The organism is Streptomyces sp. NPDC001502 (genome assembly GCF_042894785.1).
Classification (GTDB): Bacteria; Actinomycetota; Actinomycetes; order Streptomycetales; family Streptomycetaceae; genus Streptomyces; species Streptomyces kutzneri.
In genome coordinates this window covers 193,873-210,915 of the sequence record NZ_JBIAVW010000010.1, presented here as the reverse complement: position 1 = coordinate 210,915, position 17,043 = coordinate 193,873, and the positions used below count along the sequence as shown (strand labels likewise).

The window sequence follows — 17,043 nt, the reverse complement described above, 5'->3', positions numbered from 1 at the left end:
ACCACGGAGGGCGATTTGTCAGCCTCCGGAGGTGTCCAGTTCAGCGTCCTCGCTCACACCCGCGCAGTCGTACGGGTCCTTCAGCCAGCCCTCGGGCAGGACAACTCGGTTGTTTCCGGACGTCCGACCGCGAGGCCCGTCCGCGCTCTCCGGCCATGCTTGATCCAGATCGAGCTCGCTCAGATGAGCGTCCAGCTCGGCCAGGGAAGAGGTGACCGCGAGCTTCTTGCGCATCTCGGAGCCCACCGAGAAGCCCTTGAGGTACCAGGCCACGTGCTTACGGAAGTCGATCACCCCGCGCGCCTCGTCGCCGATCCACTCCCCCAACAGCTGTGCGTGGCGGTGCATGGTGGTCGCCACCTCGCGCAGGGTGGGCTTGTGGAAGTCCTCGGGGCGCCCCTCGAAGGCCGCCACCAGGTCGTTGAACAGCCACGGCCGCCCCAGGCAGCCGCGTCCCACGACCACGCCGTCGCAGCCGGTCTCGCGGACCATGCGCAGCGCGTCCTCGGCGCACCAGATGTCGCCGTTGCCGAGCACCGGGATCTCCGGCACGTGCTCCTTGAGCCGCGCGATGGCGTCCCAGTCGGCGGTGCCGCCGTAGTGCTGGGCGGTGGTCCGGCCGTGCAGGGCTATCGCGGTGACCCCCTCCTCGACGGCGATCCGGCCGGCGTCGAGGTAGGTGAGGTGGTCGTCGTTGATGCCCTTGCGCATCTTCATGGTGACCGGAAGGTCGCCGGCGCCCGCGACGGCCTCGCGCAGGATCGCGCGCAGCAGGTTCCGCTTGTAGGGGAGGGCCGAGCCGCCGCCCTTGCGGGTCACCTTGGGGACCGGGCAGCCGAAGTTGAGGTCGATGTGGTCGGCGCGGTCCTCTTCGACGATCATGCGGACCGCCTTGCCGACCGTGGCCGGGTCCACCCCGTACAGCTGAATCGAGCGAGGCTTCTCGGTCTCGTCGAAGTGGATCAGCTGCATGGTCTTCTCGTTGCGCTCGACCAGGGCGCGGGTCGTGATCATCTCGCTCACGAACAGCCCCTTGCCGCCCGAGAACTCCCGGCAGAGGGTACGGAACGGGGCATTGGTGATGCCGGCCATGGGTGCGAGCACCACCGGGGGCTGCACGGTGTGCGGGCCGATCGCGAGGGGCGGAGGGAGCGTGGTCATCCGCCCATTGTCCCGCATGCCGAGGGGGTGCGGGGGACGTAGCATCGGCGCATGATCGAGCCGAGTCCCCGGCAGCGCATGCTCGTCCTCGCGATCTGCTGCATGAGCCTGCTGATCGTCAGCCTCGACAACACCGTGCTCAACGTCGCCCTGCCCTCGATGCGCCGTGACCTGGACGCCTCGGTCGCGGGGCTGCAGTGGAGCATCGACGCCTACACCCTCGTACTGGCCTCCCTGCTGATGCTCGCGGGCTCCACGGCCGACCGGATCGGGCGCCGGAAGGTGTTCGTGGCCGGTCTGGTGGCCTTCACCGGCGGCTCCCTGCTCTGCTCGCTCGCTCCCAGTCTCAACTGGCTCATCGTCTTCCGGATGGTGCAGGCGGTGGGCGGCGCGATGCTCAACCCGGTGGCGATGTCGATCATCACCAACACCTTCACCGATCCCGCCGAGCGGGCCCGGGCCATCGGCGTGTGGGGGGCGGTCGGGGGCATCTCCATGGCGGCGGGGCCCCTGATCGGCGGGGTGCTGGTGGACTCCGTGGGCTGGCGCTCGATCTTCCTGATCAACCTGCCGATCGGGCTGGCGGCGTTCGCGCTGACCCTGCGGCACATCCCCGAGTCCCGGGCGGCCCGGCCGCGCCGCCCGGATCCGCTGGGGCAGGTGCTGGTCATCGCCCTGCTGGGCAGTCTGACGTACGGGATCATCGAGGCGCCGGCCGCCGGCTGGCGCTCGCCGCTGATCATGGGGTGCGCGGTGGTGGCCGTCGCCTCGTTCCTGGGGCTGCTGATCCACGAGCCCCGCTGCAAGGAGCCGCTGATCGATCTCCGGTTCTTCCGGAGCGCGCCCTTCAGCGGGTCGACCGTGATCGCGATCAGCGCCTTCGCCGGGCTCGCCGGCTTCCTCTTCCTGAACACGCTGTACCTCCAGGACGTACGGGGGCTCAGCGCCCTGCACGCCGGGCTCTACATGCTGCCGATGGCCGGTCTGACCGTCCTGTTCGCCCCGCTGGCCGGGCGGCTGGTGGGCAGCCGCGGGCCGCGGATCTGCCTGCTGATCGCGGGGGTGTCGATGGCGGCGAGCGGGCTGCTGTTCGCCCTGTTCGAGGCCGAGACGTCCAACCCGCTGCTGTTCACCGGGTACATGCTGTTCGGGCTCGGCTTCGGCATGGTGAACGCACCGATCACCAATACGGCGGTGTCCGGGATGCCGCGCTCCCAGGCCGGGGTCGCGGCCGCCATCGCCTCCACCAGCCGGCAGACCGGCGGCACCCTGGGCGTCGCGGTGATCGGCTCGGTGCTGGCGGCCGGGCTGGCGAACGGCGCGGACTTCTCGGCGGCGGCCCAGCCGGCCTGGTGGATCATCACGGTCTGCGGGCTGCTCGTCCTGGTCGTGGGCGCGGCGACGAGCGGCACCTGGGCCCGCGCGACGGCGGAACGGACCGCCCGCACCCTGGAGGAGGCGGTCGGCACCACCGCGACGACGACGGGTTCGCCGCGCGGCTGAGGCGTCTCTTCCGGGCTACTCGCCGCAGTTGAAGTCCTCGGCCGAGGTGTTGACCCGGTCGAGGAGGCCGCGCAGGAGGTCGCGCTCCGCGCCCGACAGGCCCGCGAAGATGCCGCTCTCGACCTCGTCGAGGGCGGTGTTCGTCTTGTGGAGGGCCGTTTCGCCGGCGTCGGTGATGGCCACGTTGTGACGGCGGCGGTCGGCCGGGTCCCGGCGGCGTTCGGCCAGGCCCTCGCCCTCCAGGTCGTTCAGGATCCCGACGAGCACGCTCGGGTCCACCTCCAGCCGGTCGGCGAGCGCCCGCTGGCTCATGGGGCCGCCCTCCAGGTGCATCAGCGTCATCGCGTGCCGCGGGGTGAGCCCGGCCGCGCCGAGTGCCCGCTTCATCCGCGTCTGGGTGACCGATCCGTGCCAGGCCAGCAGCAGGCCCAGCCGCTGGGGAGGGTGCGGTCCGTCCTGATCTGCCGTCATGGTCCACATCGTAGCAACCAGGAAATGATTGCATTGGAGATATCGTTGATGCTATTCAATGGTTTCACATCACCGACCGTTGGAGTCCTTCATGTTCATCGCCTACGCCGTCGTCGGCGTCCTGCTCGCCCTCGTCCTCACCGCCTCGGCCACCTTCACCCTCCAGCGCAACGACCAGATCGTGGCGAGCATGCAGAAGGTCCAGGTCCCGGACTCGTGGCTGCCGCGCCTGGCCACGCTCAAGGCCGCGGGCGCGATCGGCCTGGTGGCCGGCCTGTGGGTGACTCCGCTCGGCGTGGCCGCGGCCGTCGGCGTGACCCTCTACTTCATCGGCGCGGTCATCAGCCACCTCCGGGTCAAGGACTACGAGCTGGCACCGGCGGCCGTACTGACCCTGGTCTCGGCGGCCGCCCTGGTGCTGCGGATCCTCGCCTGACCCTGACGAGTGACAGATATTGAAATCTGTCACTCGTCATGCCATTCTCGTTCCATGACGAAGAACGAGAGCACCTACGTGACCGCCGACCGCCGCACTCTCGGCAGCACCGGCCCCACCGTCTTCCCGCTGGGGCTGGGCTGCATGGGGATGTCCGCCCTCTACGGGGAGGCGGACCGCGCCGAGTCGATCGCGACCATCCACGCCTATCTGGACGCCACCCCCGACGGCACGCACACGCTGCTGGACACCGGCGACTTCTACGGCATGGGGCACAACGAACTGCTGATCAACGAGGCCCTGCGCACGGCGCCCGCCGAGGCCCGCGAGCGGGCGCTGACCAGCGTCAAGTTCGGCGCGCTGCGCACGGTCGAGGGCGGCTTCACCGGTTACGACGGCCGGCCGGAGGCCGTCAAGAACTTCCTGGCCTACTCGCTCCAGCGGCTCGGCCGGGACCACATCGACATCTACCGGATCGCGCGCGTGGACCCGGACGTGCCGATCGAGGAGACCGTCGGCGCCATCGCCGAGGCGGTCGAGGCCGGGCACGTGCGCCACATCGGCCTCTCGGAGGTCGGCGCGGACACCCTGCGCCGGGCCGCCGCCGTGGCCCCGATCTCCGACCTCCAGATCGAGTACTCGCTGATCTCCCGCGGCATCGAGGCCGAGATCCTGCCGACCGCCCGCGAGCTCGGCATAGGGATCACGGCGTACGGGGTGCTGTCCCGCGGCCTGATCAGCGGCCACTTCACCCGCGACCGCGCACTGACCCCGGGCGACTTCCGCGGCATGAGCCCCCGCTTCCAGGGCGGCAACCTCGACCGGAACCTCGACCTGGTGGAGGCGCTGCGCAAGGTGGCCGAGGGCAAGGGCGTGAGCGTCGCCCAGACCGCGATCGCCTGGGTGCTCGCGCAGGGGCCGCGGCACGGGGTCGACATCGTGCCGCTGGTGGGCGCACGGCGCCGGGACCGGCTCGCCGAGGCACTGGGTGCCATGAACGTCTCCCTCGACGCCGCCGACCTGGCCGCCGTCGAAGAGGCCGTCCCTGCGGGCGCCGCGGCCGGCGAGAGGTACCCGGCGGCCCAGATGGCCCACCTCGACAGTGAGCACTGAGCTGACGGTACGGTCGTACCCATGCCTCCCGCTGCTGCCGAGCCCCTGACTCCCGAGCGCATCCTCGCGACCACCGAGGAGGTGCTGCGCCGCTTCGGTCCCACCAAGGCGACCGTGGTGGACGTGGCCCGCGCCCTGGGTGTCAGCCACGGCAGCGTGTACCGGCACTTCCCGTCGAAGGCGGCGCTGCGCGAGGCCGTCACGGACCGCTGGCTCGCCAGGAGCGTGGTCATGCTGGAGGAGATCGCCTCGGCCCCCACCGGGAGCGCCCCCTCCAAGCTGGAGGCGTGGCTGGAGGCCCTCTTCGAGGCCAAGCGCCACAAGGCCGGCGACGACCCGGAACTGTTCGCCACCTACACCGTGCTGCTCGCCGAGAACAGCGGCGTGGTGGACGCGCACCTGACCGAGCTGATCGACCAGCTGGGCCGGATCATCGCCGAGGGCGTCGCGGCGGGCTCGCTCGCCGCCGACGATGTGCCGGCGGCGGCCCGCGCGGTGTTCGACGCCACCGGCCGCTTCCACGACCCGCAGTACGCGGCCGACTGGCTCTCACCGACGATCATCACCGAGTTCGAGGCGGTCACCGCCCTCGTAGTCCGGGGCCTGCGCGCCTGACGCGGGGCCGCCACCAGCCGGAATCCGTCCGGAATCAGTCAGTCCGGACAACTTGATGATCATTTTGGGCGCGTTTGGGTTGTCCGCGTCCCGTCAATGTCCCTACGGTCCCCCTACCGCACGTCATCAGGCACGTTCCAGGGGGAACCTTGTCCACTCCGGCAACTCACGTCGCACAACCGGCACCTCCGAAGCGCTCGGGCGGCGCCGCCGCCCTCGGCTGGATCCTGACCATCGGGCTCAACGTGGTCGCGCCGATCATCACGTACAACGTCCTCACCGAGGACCACGGCTGGAGCGAGTTCTCCGCGCTGCTGCTCAGCAGCGCGTGGCCGGTGCTCGACAGCGTCATCAGCCTGGCCTGGCGGCGCAAGCTCGACGAGTTCGCCGTCGTCACCCTGGTGTTCCTGGTGATCACCGCCGTCGTCTCGCTCGTCGGCGCGCACTCGGCCCGCGCGCTGCTCATCAAGGACTCGGGGGTCACCGGGCTCTTCGGGCTGCTCTGCCTGGGAACGCTGCTCGCGCCGCGCCCGCTGATGTTCTATTTCGGCCGCAAGTTCGCCACCGACGGCACCCCGGAGAGCACCGCCTGGTGGAACGGCCTGTGGCAGTACGAGGGCTTCCGCACCACCATGACCCGGATGACCCTGGTGTGGGGCCTCGCGTACGTCGCCGAGGCGATCGTCCGCGTCGTGCTGGCCTACACGCTCAGCACCAGCACCATGGTGGTGCTCAGCCCGATCATGATCTACGGCGTGCTGGCCGCACTCGGCGTGTGGACCGCCCTGTACGGGAAGCGGTCCCAGGCCGAGGGCGAGCGCCGCGCGGCCGAAGCGGCGGCCCAGGCGGCAGCGGCCTCCTGATCCGGGCCCGCCCCGCGAAAAGACCGGTGGCCCGGTGCGCTCGCAGCGCACCGGGCCACCGGTCTTCGTACAACAGGACCTAGCAGCCGAGCAGGCGGCTGCCGAGGTAGGTCTGGATCTGGTCCAGGGAGACGCGCTCCTGCTTCATGGTGTCGCGCTCGCGCACGGTCACCGCGTTGTCGTCCAGGGTGTCGAAGTCGACGGTGACGCAGAACGGCGTACCGATCTCGTCCTGGCGGCGGTAGCGGCGGCCGATGGCGCCCGCGTCGTCGAACTCGATGTTCCAGAACTTGCGCAGGTCGGCGGCCAGGCCCTTGGCCTTCGGCGACAGCTGCGCGTTGCGGGACAGCGGCAGGACGGCGACCTTGACCGGGGCCAGGCGCGGGTCGAAGCGCATCACGGTGCGCTTCTCCATGACGCCCTTGGCGTTCGGGGCCTCGTCCTCGTTGAACGCGTCGAGCATGAAGGCGAGCATCGCGCGGTTCACACCGGCGGCCGGCTCGATGACGTACGGGGTGTACTTCTCCTTCGTCTCCTGGTCGAAGTAGACGAGCTCCTGGCCGGAGGCCGCGGAGTGCGCCTTCAGGTCGAAGTCGGTGCGGTTGGCGACGCCCTCCAGCTCGGAGAACTCGTTGCCGCCGAAGTTGAAGCGGTACTCGATGTCGGCCGTGCGCTTCGAGTAGTGGGAGAGCTTCTCCTTCGGGTGGTCGTACCAGCGGATGTTCTCCTCACGGATGCCGAGGTCGCGGTACCAGTTCCACCGCTCCTGCATCCAGTACTCCTGCCACTGCTCGTCCTCGCCCGGCTTGACGAAGAACTCCATCTCCATCTGCTCGAACTCGCGCGTGCGGAAGATGAAGTTGCCCGGAGTGATCTCGTTCCGGAAGGACTTGCCCATCTGCGCGATGCCGAACGGGGGCTTCTTGCGCGAGGTGGTCTGCACGTGGGCGTAGTTGGTGAAGATGCCCTGGGCGGTCTCGGGGCGCAGGTACGCCTTCGAGCCGGTGTCCTGGGTCGGGCCGAGGTGGGTCTCCAGCATGCCGGAGAACTGCTTGGGCTCGGTGAACTGGCCCTTCACACCACAGTTGGGGCAGTTGATGTCGGCGAGACCATTGGCGGGCAGACGGCCGTGCTTGGCCTCGTACGCCTCTTCAAGGTGGTCCGCGCGGTGGCGCTTGTGGCAGGAGGTGCACTCGGTCAGCGGGTCCGAGAAAGTGGCGACGTGGCCGGAGGCCACCCAGACCTCGGGGGCCAGGATCACGGAAGAGTCGAGGCCGACGATGTCCTCGCGCCCGGTGACCATGGCCTTCCACCACTGGCGCTTGATGTTCTCCTTGAGCTCGACACCGAGCGGACCGTAGTCCCAGGCGGCCTTGGAGCCGCCGTAGATGTCACTGCACGGGAAAACGAAGCCACGGCGCTTGCTCAGGCTGACGATGGTTTCGATCTTGTCGGCGGCCACGGTGCTCTCTTCATTACGAGGACGAACGGCGAAGTCTTTAGATTACCGGCGCCCGCACCCCCCCTTTCAAATCGGTTCCCCTTCCACGCCCGCCCACACAGGCCTCCCACCTGGGTTTTTGACAATCGTTTCCATCTTTGATGAAAATGGATGTCATGAACGTACGACGCCTCATACCCACCGCCGCCCTCGCCGGAGCCGTCGCCCTCGGCGCCACGGCCCTGACCGCCTGCTCCGGAGCCGGCGCCACCGGCAGCAAGGACGGCAAGGTCGGCGTGACGGCGTCGTTCTACCCGCTGCAGTTCCTGGCCGAGCAGATCGGCAAGGACCACGTGAAGGTCGACGGCCTGACCAAGCCCGGCGTCGAACCGCACGACCTGGAGATCACCCCGAAGCAGACCGCGCAGCTCGGCGAGGCCGACGTGGTCCTGTACCTCAAGAGCCTGCAGCCCGCCGTCGACAAGGCCGTGGCCCAGTCCGGCGTGAAGAACATCGTCGACGCCGCGACCCTCACCGAGCTGGAGGTCCACGGCTCCGGCCACGACCACGGCGCCGAAGAGGCCCACGCCGAGGGCGAGGACCACGACCACGGCCACGGCGAGGGCGGCAAGGACCCGCACGTCTGGCTCGACCCCGTCAAGTACGCGGAGATCGCCAAGGGCGTCGGCGCCGCCCTGGAGAAGGCCGACCCCGACCACGCCGCGGACTACAAGAAGAACACCGACGAGCTCGTCGGCAAACTGGCCGCGCTGGACACGGAGTTCAAGGACGGTCTGAAGAACACCGCCTCCAGGACCTTCATCACCACCCACTCCGCCTTCGGCTACCTCGCCGAGCGCTACGGCCTCGACCAGGAGGGCATCTCCGGCGTCGACCCCGAGTCCGAGCCGAGCCCGGCCCGGATGAAGGATCTTCAGGCCGTCGCGAAGAAGGACAATGTCACCACCGTGTTCTTCGAGACCCTGGCCAGCGACAAGACGGCCAAGACCCTCGCGGCGGACACGGGCCTGCAGACCGATGTCCTGGACCCGCTCGAAGGAATCACCGACACGTCCCAGGGCGCTGACTACTTCGAGGTCATGCGGTCCAACCTGAAGAACCTCCAGAAGGCGCTCGGAGCCAAGTAGATGACAGCAGCAACGGAGGCGCGAGCCATGCAGTCCACACCGGGGCAGGCAGCGGACCAGCCGCCCGTCATATCCCTGCGCGGGGCCACGGCCTCGCTCGGCTCGCGCCCCGTGCTGCGCGGGATCGACCTCACCGTCCACCGCGGTGAGGTCGTCGCGCTGCTCGGTGCCAACGGCTCCGGCAAGTCCACGGCCGTGCGCGCCGTGGTCGGCCAGGTCCCGCTGGCCGACGGAACCCTCAGCCTCTTCGGCACGGACTTCAAGCGCTTCCGCGACTGGTCGCGCATCGGATACGTCCCCCAGCGCACCACCGCCGCCGGCGGCGTCCCGGCCACCGTCCGCGAGGTCGTCTCCTCCGGCCGGCTCGCCCGCTCCCGCTTCGGCCTCCTGCGCAAGGCCGACAGGGCCGCCATAGAGCACGCCCTGGCCCTGGTCGACATGGACTCGTACGCCGACGCCTCGGTGGACGCCCTCTCCGGCGGCCAGCACCAGCGCGTGCTCATAGCCCGGGCGCTCGCCGTCGAACCCGAGCTGCTGATCATGGACGAGCCGATGGCGGGCGTGGACCTCGCCAACCAGGAAGTCCTGGCGAACGCCCTGCGCGCGCAGGTCGCCGCCGGCTCCACCGTCCTGCTCGTGCTGCACGAGCTGGGCCCGCTGGAGCCCCTGATCGACCGCGCCGTCGTCCTGCGCGACGGCTGCGTCGTCCACGACGGCCCGCCCCCGGAGGCCGTGGGGCAGCACGCCCTGCCCGGCCACGACCACGTACACCCCCACGCGGCGCACGACGCCGGGCCCCTGCGGACGGGACTGCTGAGCTGATGGACATCCTCGACTACGCCTTCATGCAGCGCGCACTGATCGCGGCGGCCCTGGTCGGCATCACGGCGCCCGCCATCGGCACGTACCTCGTCCAGCGACGCCAGGCGCTCATGGGCGACGGCCTCGGCCACGTCGCCATGACCGGTGTCGCGCTCGGCTTCGTGCTCCAGACCAGCCCGGTCTGGATGGCGACGCTCGTCGCCGTCGTCGGCGCCGTCGGCATGGAACTGATCCGGGCCCGCGGCAGGACCAGCGGGGACGTCGCCCTCGCCATGCTCTTCTACGGCGGCCTCGCGGGCGGCGTCATGATCATCAACCTCGGGGGCGGGCAGACGGCCAGCCTCCTCGGCTCCATGTTCGGCTCGATCACCACGGTCGCCGCCGAGGACGTGACCGCGATGGCGATCCTCGCCGCCTTCGTCCTCGCCGTGGCCATCGGCCTGCGCAGGCAGCTCTTCGCCGTCTGCCAGGACGAGGAGTTCGCCCGGGTCACCGGCCTGCCCGTGCGCGCCCTGAACCTGCTGATCGCGGTCACCGCCGCCGTCACCGTCACCGTCGCGATGCGCATCGTCGGCCTGCTGCTGGTCAGCGCGATGCTGGTGATCCCGGTCGCGGCCGCCCAGCGCCTCACCCGCAGCTTCGCGGCCACGCTGGGCCTGGCCATGGCCATCAGCGTGACCGTCTCGCTGACCGGCACGGCGGCCACCTACTACATCAACGTGCCCTCGGGCGCGACGATCGTGCTGCTCGCGATCGGCGTCTTCATGGTGATGACCGCCCTCTCCGCCCCCCTGGCCCGGCGCCGGGCCAGAGCCGCACTCGCGGCCGAAGAGGTCTGCACGCGCGACGATGTGAAGGTCTAGGCCGTCTTCCGGATCTCGCCGGGCCCGGCGAGATCCGGAAGACACGGCCTGGCGGGCTGGCACAATGGCCGCAGGCCTATACGAGGAGGAACCGGTGGCGACTGCGCCTGGCGAGATGAATACCGCGCCAGTACGAGGACGATCCACCCGGCAGCGGGCCGCGGTCGCGGCGGCGCTGGACGAGGTGGACGAGTTCCGCAGCGCCCAGGAACTCCACGACATGCTCAAGCACCGTGGCGACTCCGTGGGCCTGACCACCGTCTACCGCACCCTCCAGTCCCTCGCGGACGCCGGCGAGGTCGACGTGCTGCGCACCAGCGACGGCGAGTCCGTCTACCGCCGGTGCTCCACCGGGGACCACCACCATCACCTGGTCTGCCGCAAGTGCGGCAAGGCCGTCGAGGTGGAGGGCCCGGCCGTGGAGAAGTGGGCGGAGTCCATCGCGGCCGAGCACGGCTACGTGAACGTGGCGCACACGGTGGAGATCTTCGGCACCTGCGCCGACTGCGCCGCCGCGTCCTAGACCCGCTTCAGGTTCTGGGCCAGGATCGCGCGCATGCGGTCGATGTCGTCCGGGTGCCGGGCGCCCCGCTTCGGCAGTGTCGCCACGGCAGCCGCACGCGTGCCCCCGAACAGGACGAACAGCTCCGGCGTCTCCGTGTACTGCGCGAAGAGCGTCCAGTCCATCGTGTACGACATGGTCTCGCCCGTGGTCGCGGTGCCCCGCTCGTCGGCCACCGTGCGGCACTCCCCGTACGGCTCCGCCACGGAGTACAGCCGGCGGGCCGTGCTGCGCCGGATCCAGAAGACGCCGAAGACCGCGACGGACAGGGCCGCGACCGCCGAGACCACGATCACGGACGGCCGGGAGCCGTCGAGCAGGCCCAGCCCCACGGTGGCGACGGCCGTCAGCAGCGGCAGGAGCAGCGTCTCCGCCCGGCCCGCCGGCGTCCGGCGGGCCCGGGCCCGAACTGCTCCCCTGATGTCGGCGAGCGTCAGCCGGTAGGTGAAGGCGACCTGCTCCTGCTCCTCCGTCACCCCGGCCCGGCCGGTCTGCTCCGCCACCTGCCGACTGTGATCCCCGCCCATGTTCATGCGGTGAGGATACGGCAGCTCAGCCCGCCGAGCCCTCGGCCTGGTTCGGGACGGCGCCGCCGAAGCGACGGTCGCGCTGGGCGTACTCCAGGCAGGCCGCCCAGAGGTTCCGGCGGTCGAAGTCCGGCCACAGCACGTCCTGGAAGACCATCTCGGCGTACGCGCTCTGCCAGAGCAGGTAGTTGGAGGTGCGCTGCTCGCCGCTGGGGCGCAGGAAGAGGTCCACGTCCGGCATGTCCGGGTAGTACATGTACTTCGCGAAGGTCTTCTCGTTCACCTTCGACGGGTCCAGCCTGCCGGCCGCCACGTCACGGGCGATGGCCTGAGCCGCGTCCGCGATCTCCGCACGCCCGCCGTAGTTGACGCAGAAGTACAGGGTCATGGCGTCGTTGTCGACGGTCTGCTCCTGCGCGACCTGGAGCTCCTGGACGACCGACTTCCACATCTTCGGCATGCGGCCGACCCAGCGGATGCGGATGCCCAGCTCGTTCATCTCGTCGCGGCGGCGCCGGATGACATCGCGGTTGAAGTTCATCAGGAAGCGGACCTCGTCGGGCGAGCGCTTCCAGTTCTCCGTCGAGAAGGCGTACAGGGAGAGGTTCTTGACGCCCATCTCCAGGCAGCCCTTGAGCACGTCGAGCACGACGCCCTCGCCGACCTTGTGGCCCTCGGTACGCGGCAGACCGCGCTCCTTGGCCCAGCGGCCGTTGCCGTCCATGACGACCGCGACGTGGTTCGGGACCAGCTCGCCGGGGATCTTCGGCGGGACCGCGCCGGACGGGTGCGGCTCGGGAACCTTGTACTCGCGGCGAGAGCGCCCCAGAATCCCGCGTCGTGCCATGTGTCCAGCTCCTATTTCTCGACGTATCGCAGGGAGCGTAGCCCGCGCTCCAGATGCCAGTGCAAATAGGCGGAGACCAGCCCGCTGCCCTCCCGCACGTGACGCGCCTCGCACGCGTCGGCATGCCCCCAGTCGCCCGTCAGCAGGGCGCTGAGCAGGGCGATGGCCTCTGATGAGGGTACGACGCTGCCGGGCACCCGGCAGTCCCCGCATATGACTCCGCCCGCGGCGACGGAGAAGTGCCGGTTGGGTCCGTGGATGCCGCACTTCGCGCAGTCCTCGAAGCTGGGCGCGTAGCCGTTGACGGCGAGGGAGCGCAGCAGGAAGGCGTCGAGGATGAGGTGGGGCTCGTGCTCGCCGCGCGAGAGGGTGCGCAGGGCTCCGACGAGCAGCAGGTACTGCTGCACGGCCGGCTCGCCCTCGTTCTCGGTGAACCGCTCGGCGGTCTCCAGCATGGCGGTGCCGGCGGTGTAGCGGGCGTAGTCGGTGACGATGCCGTTGCCGTACGGCGCGATGATCTCGGTCTGGGTGCAGAGCGGGAGGCTGCGGCCGATCAGTTCGCTGCCCCGGGCGAAGAACTGCACGTCGGCGTGGGAGAAAGGTTCCAGCCGGGCGCCGAATTTGGACTTGGTGCGCCGGACCCCGCGGGCGACGGCCCGCACCCGTCCGTGGCCGCGGGTCAGCAGCGTGATGATGCGGTCCGCCTCACCCAGCTTCTGGGTGCGCAGCACGATGCCGTCGTCGCGGAACAGACTCATGCGCCCATTGTCCCGTACGGCGGCGGAACCACGGGCAGCGTGTCCCCGCCGTGAACGGCAGCGGCCCCGGCCGGGCGCGGGGCCCGGCCGGGGTCACCCCTTGGGAGGGTCAGGAGGCCGGCGTCCGGGCTTCTTCGCCCTCACCCGACGGGGCCGGTACGGCTGCCGCGGACTCCTCGCCCGCCGTCGGCTGGGCGGGCAGTTCGACCTTCGGGGCGTCGTGGGCGCCTTCCTTGCCCAGGCCGTTGAAGACCAGGTTGAGGACGATGGCGGCCGTGGCACCGAGCGTCACACCGCTGTTGAGCAGCGAGGACAGGTCCGGGTCCATGTGCTTGCTGAAGAGGACCGGGACGGTCGCGGGGAGCAGGGCGAAGGCGAGGGAGACGCCGACGATCAGCGCGTTCTTCTCCTCCTTCAGGTCCACCTTGGCCAGGGTCTGGATACCGGCCAGGGCGACCATGGCGAACATGACGGTCGCGGCGCCGCCGAGGACTCCGTGCGGGACGGCGGCGACGATCGCGGCGGCCTTGGGCAGCAGACCCAGGACGATCATGAAGACACCCGCGGCGACCACCACGAACCGGCTCTTCACCTTCGTCATCCGCACCAGGCCGACGTTCTCGGCGAAGGCCACGTACGGGAAGGAGTTGAGGACACCGCCGAGCGCGGTCGCGGCGCCGTCGGCACGCAGGGCGCGGGCCACGGTCTCGCTGTCGACCTCCTTGCCGACGATGTCACCGACGGCGTAGGTGTCACCGGTCGTCTCGACCATGGTGATCAGCATGACGATGAGCATCAGGACGATCGGGAACCACTCGAACTTCGGGGCACCGAAGTGGAAGGGGGTGGTGATCCCGATCCACTCGGAGCTGCTCACGTCGCCGAACTTCGCGTCGCCGAGCAGGAAGGCGACGGTGGTGCCGACGACCAGGCCGAGGAGGATCGAGATGCTGGAGAGGAACGGCTTGCCGATCTTCATCAGGATGAGGATGAAGAGCATCGTGCCGCCGGCGTAGGCGAAGTTCTTCGGGTCTCCGAAGTCGGGGCTGCCGAGGCCGCCGGCCGCGTCGTTGAGACCGACCGGGATCAGGACGATGCCCAGCACGGTGATCACCGTGCCGGTGACGACCGGCGGGAACAGCCGCATCACCGTCCGGAACGCCTTGGCCGGGAGCCAGGCGAAGGCGAAGGTGGCGATACCGGCGGTGATCACCGCGCCGTAGATGACCAGCAGGGCGGCGGTACCGCCGCCGGCGCCGAGACCTATGGCGATCATCGGGGAGACCGCGGTGAAGGTCACGCCCTGGATCAGCGGCAGGCGCGCACCGATCCGGCCGATGCCCCAGGCCTGGATGATCGAGGCGATACCGCAGGTGAAGAGGTCCGCGTTGATCAGGTAGACCAGCTGTTCAGGGCTCAGCTTCAGCGCGTTGCCGACGATGATCGGAACGATCACCGCGCCGGCGTAGAAGGCGAGTACGTGCTGGAAGCCGTACAGCGCGAGCTTGGGGAGGGGGAGCACCTCGTCGACCGGGTGCGTGCTCTGCTCTCCGTCGGTGGAAAGCCGGGCGGCGACACGTGCCATCTCAGCCTTGCCCTTCAAGGTAGGTAAGTGAGAGGAGATCTGGTTATCCCTGGGCGTAGTGGGTCGCTAACCCGTTGGTACGCCAGGGTTGTCAGTGCATTCACGTTGAGGTGAATCGAAGCCGCGCTGTGTTAACGGCGCCGTCTTGTCGTGTGACCGGAATTGAACGCCTGTGGGTGGCCTCACACATATCGTCGACTTCGACAAACTGTTGACGTTCAGGCCTGTTCGATCTGTAGGTTTCTCCAGTGGTGCGGAGCCCTCGGCAGGGGTATGAGCGCAGCGGCGCGGAGCCGGACGTTCTCGCCGCGCACCCGTGAAGCATCTGCCCCGTGACGTGCGGATACGGAGTTTGCGGCCCTTCGGAGGGGCAAACTCGAAGCCACTGTTCCGGCCGTCCGACTGGTGGACACATCGGGCACGGCGCGTGCGCCCGCACCCTTCACACGGCGTTCACACGTCCCGAAATGGGCCCCGTGAGGCCGGATCGTTACGTCGCGGAAGGCCGTTTCGGACGGAACGGGCCCGTCCGGAGTCCACGGATCGGACACGAGCGGCCCTGCGCGATGAATGCGCACAGGGCCGCTCGGGGTCAAGGATCCGTTTTCGGATCCGTTTCCGGATCCGCGCCGGATCCGTGGAACACGCCCGTCAGGGAGCGCGTACCGCCGACAGCAGTCGGGTCACCTCGTCCGTGTCGATCCGCAGCGCCGCGCCGACCGTCGCGAGCACCTCGCGCTCGGCCGGGGTGTACGGGCCGTCCGCGAGTGCGATACGGGCCCCCTGGAGCAGGATCGATTCGCGGCCCGGGCCGGCCAGGTGCGGGGCCAGCGGTTCCAGGGCTTCGTGGAGCTCTATCGACAGCGCGGCCCCGCAGCACTCCGGGACGTCGTACAGCCCGAGCCGGCCCTCGTCCGTGGACAGCGCCTCCACGAGGGACTCCAGCTGCTCCTCGGTGCAGTCCTGGAAGCCCGCGGTCCGTACGGCGCCCACCGCGGCCTCCAGCGCGCTGCGCGAGGCCGTTCCGCCCGCGGTGAGCACGGCCAGCGCCACGGTGTGCACGGCGTCGCGCAGGAGGGCCGTGAAGCGGGTCGTGGTGAGGTGGTCCAGGACGTCGGTGGCGAAGCGCGCACGGCAGCCCTGGCACTCGATGACGGGCCCGGCCTGCCCGCGGGGCAGCAGCGGCACCCCGAGGACGGTGAACCGGCGCCGTCCGGTCCTCCTGCGGTAATTGCGGTCCCCACCGCAGGCGGGGCAGAAGAACTCCCCGTCCCCCACGGTGCTCCAGGTGGTACGGGTGCCCCAGACCGTCAGCTTCCGGCCGTCCCCACCCCGAACTGGCAGCACGTCGCACCTCCGTAACCTTCCGGCAACATCGCCGGGTGGGCGTGATGTTAGCCACATCGGTGAGGATGCGTCAGTCGTGTGACAAGACAACATGTCCCGGGCCCCGGACTTGGCCGGTCTGCGTCCCCGGCGTCCCCCCGTCCCCTCGCCGCCCCCTCTAGGGTTCGCCGCATGAACGAGAAGTCCTGTCTGGTCACCGGCGCCGCGAGCGGGATCGGCCGGGCCACCGCCCTGCTGCTGGCCCGCTCCGGGGCCCGGGTGACCGCGGCCGACATCAACGGCCCCGGGGTCGAGGCCCTGCGTACGGAACTGGCCGACGAGGGGTACGCGATCACCGCGGTCGCCGGTGACGTCGCCGATCCGCAGGCCAACCGCGCGATGGTCGCGGCCGCCGTCGGGGCCTACGGGCGCCTGGACGTCGCCGTGGCGAACGCCGGGGTGCTCCCCCTCTCCGACGTACGGGAGACCAGTCCCGAGGACTGGGATCACGTCATGGCGGTCGACGGCCGCGGAATGTTCCTGACCTGCAAGTACGCCATCGAGGCGATGACCGCGCAGCCGCGCCCCGGCGGGGCTCTGGTCTGCGTGTCCTCGATCTCGGGAGTGGCCGGGCAGGCCCGCCAGGCCGCGTACGGACCCGCGAAGTTCGTGGCGTCGGGGCTGACCAAGCACCTCGCGGTGGAGTGGGCCGCGCACGGGATCCGGGTCAACGCGGTGGCACCGGGAACCATCCGTACGGAGCGGGTGATCGCGCTGCAGGACGAGCCGGGCGGGCCGGAGTACCTGTCGGAGATCACGGGGGCGCACCCGATGGGCCGGCTCGGGGAGCCCGAGGAGGTGGCCCGTGTCATCGCCTTCCTGGCCTCGGACGCGGCCTCGTTCGTGACGGGCGTGATCCTGCCGGTGGACGGCGGCTACCTGGCCCGCTGACCCCGGCCGGCGGGCCGGACCATGGGCCGGACCACGGGTCGCCGGGCCCGC

18 protein-coding genes are annotated in these 17,043 nt (G+C 70.1%); 10 read left to right on the top strand and 8 right to left on the bottom strand.

All coding sequences use genetic code 11. From position 1 onward, the window contains the following. Window positions 1–18: 18 nt before the first annotated feature. Entirely contained in the window at window positions 19–1,179 is a 1,161-nt protein-coding gene (dusB, locus tag ACFY0D_RS19920) for a tRNA dihydrouridine synthase DusB (protein ID WP_390799578.1), read from the bottom strand. A 33-nt stretch (window positions 1,180–1,212) separates the two neighbouring features. On the opposite strand from dusB, the gene ACFY0D_RS19915 reads away from it, so the two are divergent. After that, window positions 1,213–2,664 (top strand): MFS transporter, encoded by a 1,452-nt coding sequence (locus ACFY0D_RS19915; RefSeq protein ID WP_390799482.1) that lies wholly within the window; start codon window positions 1,213–1,215, stop codon window positions 2,662–2,664. 15 nt (window positions 2,665–2,679) lie between these two features. Here ACFY0D_RS19915 and ACFY0D_RS19910 read toward each other — a convergent pair whose 3' ends face one another. Beyond that, window positions 2,680–3,135: a MarR family winged helix-turn-helix transcriptional regulator gene (locus ACFY0D_RS19910; RefSeq protein WP_390799481.1), complete on the bottom strand. Its 456-nt coding sequence runs from the start codon at window positions 3,133–3,135 to the stop codon at window positions 2,680–2,682. A gap of 91 nt (window positions 3,136–3,226) precedes the next feature. Here ACFY0D_RS19910 and ACFY0D_RS19905 point away from each other — a divergent pair, with 91 nt between their 5' ends. The 4 genes from ACFY0D_RS19905 to ACFY0D_RS19890 all read left to right on the top strand — a co-directional run bounded on the left by ACFY0D_RS19905 (window position 3,227) and on the right by ACFY0D_RS19890 (window position 6,162). Next, window positions 3,227–3,571 carry a DoxX family protein gene (locus ACFY0D_RS19905; protein WP_390799480.1) on the top strand — a complete coding sequence of 115 codons (345 nt, stop codon included), beginning with the start codon at window positions 3,227–3,229 and terminating at the stop codon, window positions 3,569–3,571. Window positions 3,572–3,625: 54 nt separating this feature from the next. Beyond that, entirely contained in the window at window positions 3,626–4,684 is a 1,059-nt protein-coding gene (locus ACFY0D_RS19900) for an aldo/keto reductase (protein WP_390799479.1), read from the top strand. 21 nt (window positions 4,685–4,705) lie between these two features. Then, window positions 4,706–5,299 carry a TetR family transcriptional regulator gene (locus ACFY0D_RS19895; protein ID WP_390799478.1) on the top strand — a complete coding sequence of 198 codons (594 nt, stop codon included), beginning with the start codon at window positions 4,706–4,708 and terminating at the stop codon, window positions 5,297–5,299. Between the two features lie 149 nt (window positions 5,300–5,448). Beyond that, window positions 5,449–6,162 (top strand): VC0807 family protein, encoded by a 714-nt coding sequence (locus tag ACFY0D_RS19890; RefSeq protein ID WP_390799477.1) that lies wholly within the window; start codon window positions 5,449–5,451, stop codon window positions 6,160–6,162. 79 nt (window positions 6,163–6,241) lie between these two features. Here ACFY0D_RS19890 and ACFY0D_RS19885 read toward each other — a convergent pair whose 3' ends face one another. After that, the gene (locus tag ACFY0D_RS19885; RefSeq protein ID WP_373046335.1) at window positions 6,242–7,624 is read right to left on the bottom strand and encodes a glycine--tRNA ligase; all 1,383 of its coding nucleotides are present in this window, start codon (window positions 7,622–7,624) and stop codon (window positions 6,242–6,244) included. Between the two features lie 155 nt (window positions 7,625–7,779). On the opposite strand from ACFY0D_RS19885, the gene ACFY0D_RS19880 reads away from it, so the two are divergent. From ACFY0D_RS19880 to ACFY0D_RS19865, 4 genes are all read left to right on the top strand, one after another. Next, window positions 7,780–8,751 carry a metal ABC transporter substrate-binding protein gene (locus tag ACFY0D_RS19880; RefSeq protein WP_390799476.1) on the top strand — a complete coding sequence of 324 codons (972 nt, stop codon included), beginning with the start codon at window positions 7,780–7,782 and terminating at the stop codon, window positions 8,749–8,751. Window positions 8,752–8,778: 27 nt separating this feature from the next. After that, the gene (locus ACFY0D_RS19875; RefSeq protein ID WP_390799475.1) at window positions 8,779–9,573 is read left to right on the top strand and encodes a metal ABC transporter ATP-binding protein; all 795 of its coding nucleotides are present in this window, start codon (window positions 8,779–8,781) and stop codon (window positions 9,571–9,573) included. Then, window positions 9,573–10,436 (top strand): metal ABC transporter permease, encoded by an 864-nt coding sequence (locus ACFY0D_RS19870; protein ID WP_189736833.1) that lies wholly within the window; start codon window positions 9,573–9,575, stop codon window positions 10,434–10,436. Before ACFY0D_RS19875 ends, ACFY0D_RS19870 begins: the two co-directional genes overlap by 1 nt. Before the next feature lie 94 nt (window positions 10,437–10,530). Further along, window positions 10,531–10,959: a transcriptional repressor gene (locus ACFY0D_RS19865; RefSeq protein WP_365476989.1), complete on the top strand. Its 429-nt coding sequence runs from the start codon at window positions 10,531–10,533 to the stop codon at window positions 10,957–10,959. On the opposite strand, the gene ACFY0D_RS19860 is transcribed toward ACFY0D_RS19865, so the two are convergent. From ACFY0D_RS19860 to ACFY0D_RS19840, 5 genes are all read right to left on the bottom strand, one after another. Further along, window positions 10,956–11,531 (bottom strand): YcxB family protein, encoded by a 576-nt coding sequence (locus tag ACFY0D_RS19860; RefSeq protein WP_390799474.1) that lies wholly within the window; start codon window positions 11,529–11,531, stop codon window positions 10,956–10,958. The two genes, ACFY0D_RS19865 and ACFY0D_RS19860, sit on opposite strands and share 4 nt — an antisense overlap. Window positions 11,532–11,550: 19 nt before the next feature. Beyond that, a complete protein-coding gene (locus tag ACFY0D_RS19855; protein WP_301371274.1) occupies window positions 11,551–12,372 on the bottom strand; it encodes an isoprenyl transferase in 822 nt (273 codons plus the stop codon). 11 nt (window positions 12,373–12,383) lie between these two features. Continuing rightward, complete coding sequence (gene recO, locus ACFY0D_RS19850; protein ID WP_030757462.1) at window positions 12,384–13,130, bottom strand: DNA repair protein RecO; 747 nt, start codon at window positions 13,128–13,130, stop codon at window positions 12,384–12,386. A 109-nt stretch (window positions 13,131–13,239) separates the two neighbouring features. After that, window positions 13,240–14,715 carry a nucleobase:cation symporter-2 family protein gene (locus tag ACFY0D_RS19845; protein ID WP_390799473.1) on the bottom strand — a complete coding sequence of 492 codons (1,476 nt, stop codon included), beginning with the start codon at window positions 14,713–14,715 and terminating at the stop codon, window positions 13,240–13,242. A 651-nt stretch (window positions 14,716–15,366) separates the two neighbouring features. Then, window positions 15,367–16,062 carry a TerB family tellurite resistance protein gene (locus ACFY0D_RS19840; RefSeq protein WP_390799472.1) on the bottom strand — a complete coding sequence of 232 codons (696 nt, stop codon included), beginning with the start codon at window positions 16,060–16,062 and terminating at the stop codon, window positions 15,367–15,369. A gap of 171 nt (window positions 16,063–16,233) precedes the next feature. On the opposite strand from ACFY0D_RS19840, the gene ACFY0D_RS19835 reads away from it, so the two are divergent. Then, window positions 16,234–16,992 (top strand): SDR family NAD(P)-dependent oxidoreductase, encoded by a 759-nt coding sequence (locus ACFY0D_RS19835; RefSeq protein WP_390799471.1) that lies wholly within the window; start codon window positions 16,234–16,236, stop codon window positions 16,990–16,992. The last annotated feature ends 51 nt before the right edge of the window (window positions 16,993–17,043 follow it).

What these genes read in the sequence shown, in the direction of transcription:
- ACFY0D_RS19900 (WP_390799479.1), top strand. Translation starts at nt 3,626, where the DNA reads ATGACGAAGAACGAGAGCACCTACGTGACCGCCGACCGCCGCACTCTC.
- ACFY0D_RS19915 (WP_390799482.1), top strand. Translation starts at nt 1,213, where the DNA reads ATGATCGAGCCGAGTCCCCGGCAGCGCATGCTCGTCCTCGCGATCTGC.
- ACFY0D_RS19855 (WP_301371274.1), bottom strand. Translation starts at nt 12,372, where the DNA reads ATGGCACGACGCGGGATTCTGGGGCGCTCTCGCCGCGAGTACAAGGTT.
- ACFY0D_RS19910 (WP_390799481.1), bottom strand. Translation starts at nt 3,135, where the DNA reads ATGACGGCAGATCAGGACGGACCGCACCCTCCCCAGCGGCTGGGCCTG.
- ACFY0D_RS19875 (WP_390799475.1), top strand. Translation starts at nt 8,779, where the DNA reads ATGCAGTCCACACCGGGGCAGGCAGCGGACCAGCCGCCCGTCATATCC.
- ACFY0D_RS19870 (WP_189736833.1), top strand. Translation starts at nt 9,573, where the DNA reads ATGGACATCCTCGACTACGCCTTCATGCAGCGCGCACTGATCGCGGCG.
- dusB (WP_390799578.1), bottom strand. Translation starts at nt 1,179, where the DNA reads ATGCGGGACAATGGGCGGATGACCACGCTCCCTCCGCCCCTCGCGATC.
- recO (WP_030757462.1), bottom strand. Translation starts at nt 13,130, where the DNA reads ATGAGTCTGTTCCGCGACGACGGCATCGTGCTGCGCACCCAGAAGCTG.
- ACFY0D_RS19905 (WP_390799480.1), top strand. Translation starts at nt 3,227, where the DNA reads ATGTTCATCGCCTACGCCGTCGTCGGCGTCCTGCTCGCCCTCGTCCTC.
- ACFY0D_RS19880 (WP_390799476.1), top strand. Translation starts at nt 7,780, where the DNA reads ATGAACGTACGACGCCTCATACCCACCGCCGCCCTCGCCGGAGCCGTC.
- ACFY0D_RS19835 (WP_390799471.1), top strand. Translation starts at nt 16,234, where the DNA reads ATGAACGAGAAGTCCTGTCTGGTCACCGGCGCCGCGAGCGGGATCGGC.
- ACFY0D_RS19895 (WP_390799478.1), top strand. Translation starts at nt 4,706, where the DNA reads ATGCCTCCCGCTGCTGCCGAGCCCCTGACTCCCGAGCGCATCCTCGCG.
- ACFY0D_RS19845 (WP_390799473.1), bottom strand. Translation starts at nt 14,715, where the DNA reads ATGGCACGTGTCGCCGCCCGGCTTTCCACCGACGGAGAGCAGAGCACG.
- ACFY0D_RS19860 (WP_390799474.1), bottom strand. Translation starts at nt 11,531, where the DNA reads ATGAACATGGGCGGGGATCACAGTCGGCAGGTGGCGGAGCAGACCGGC.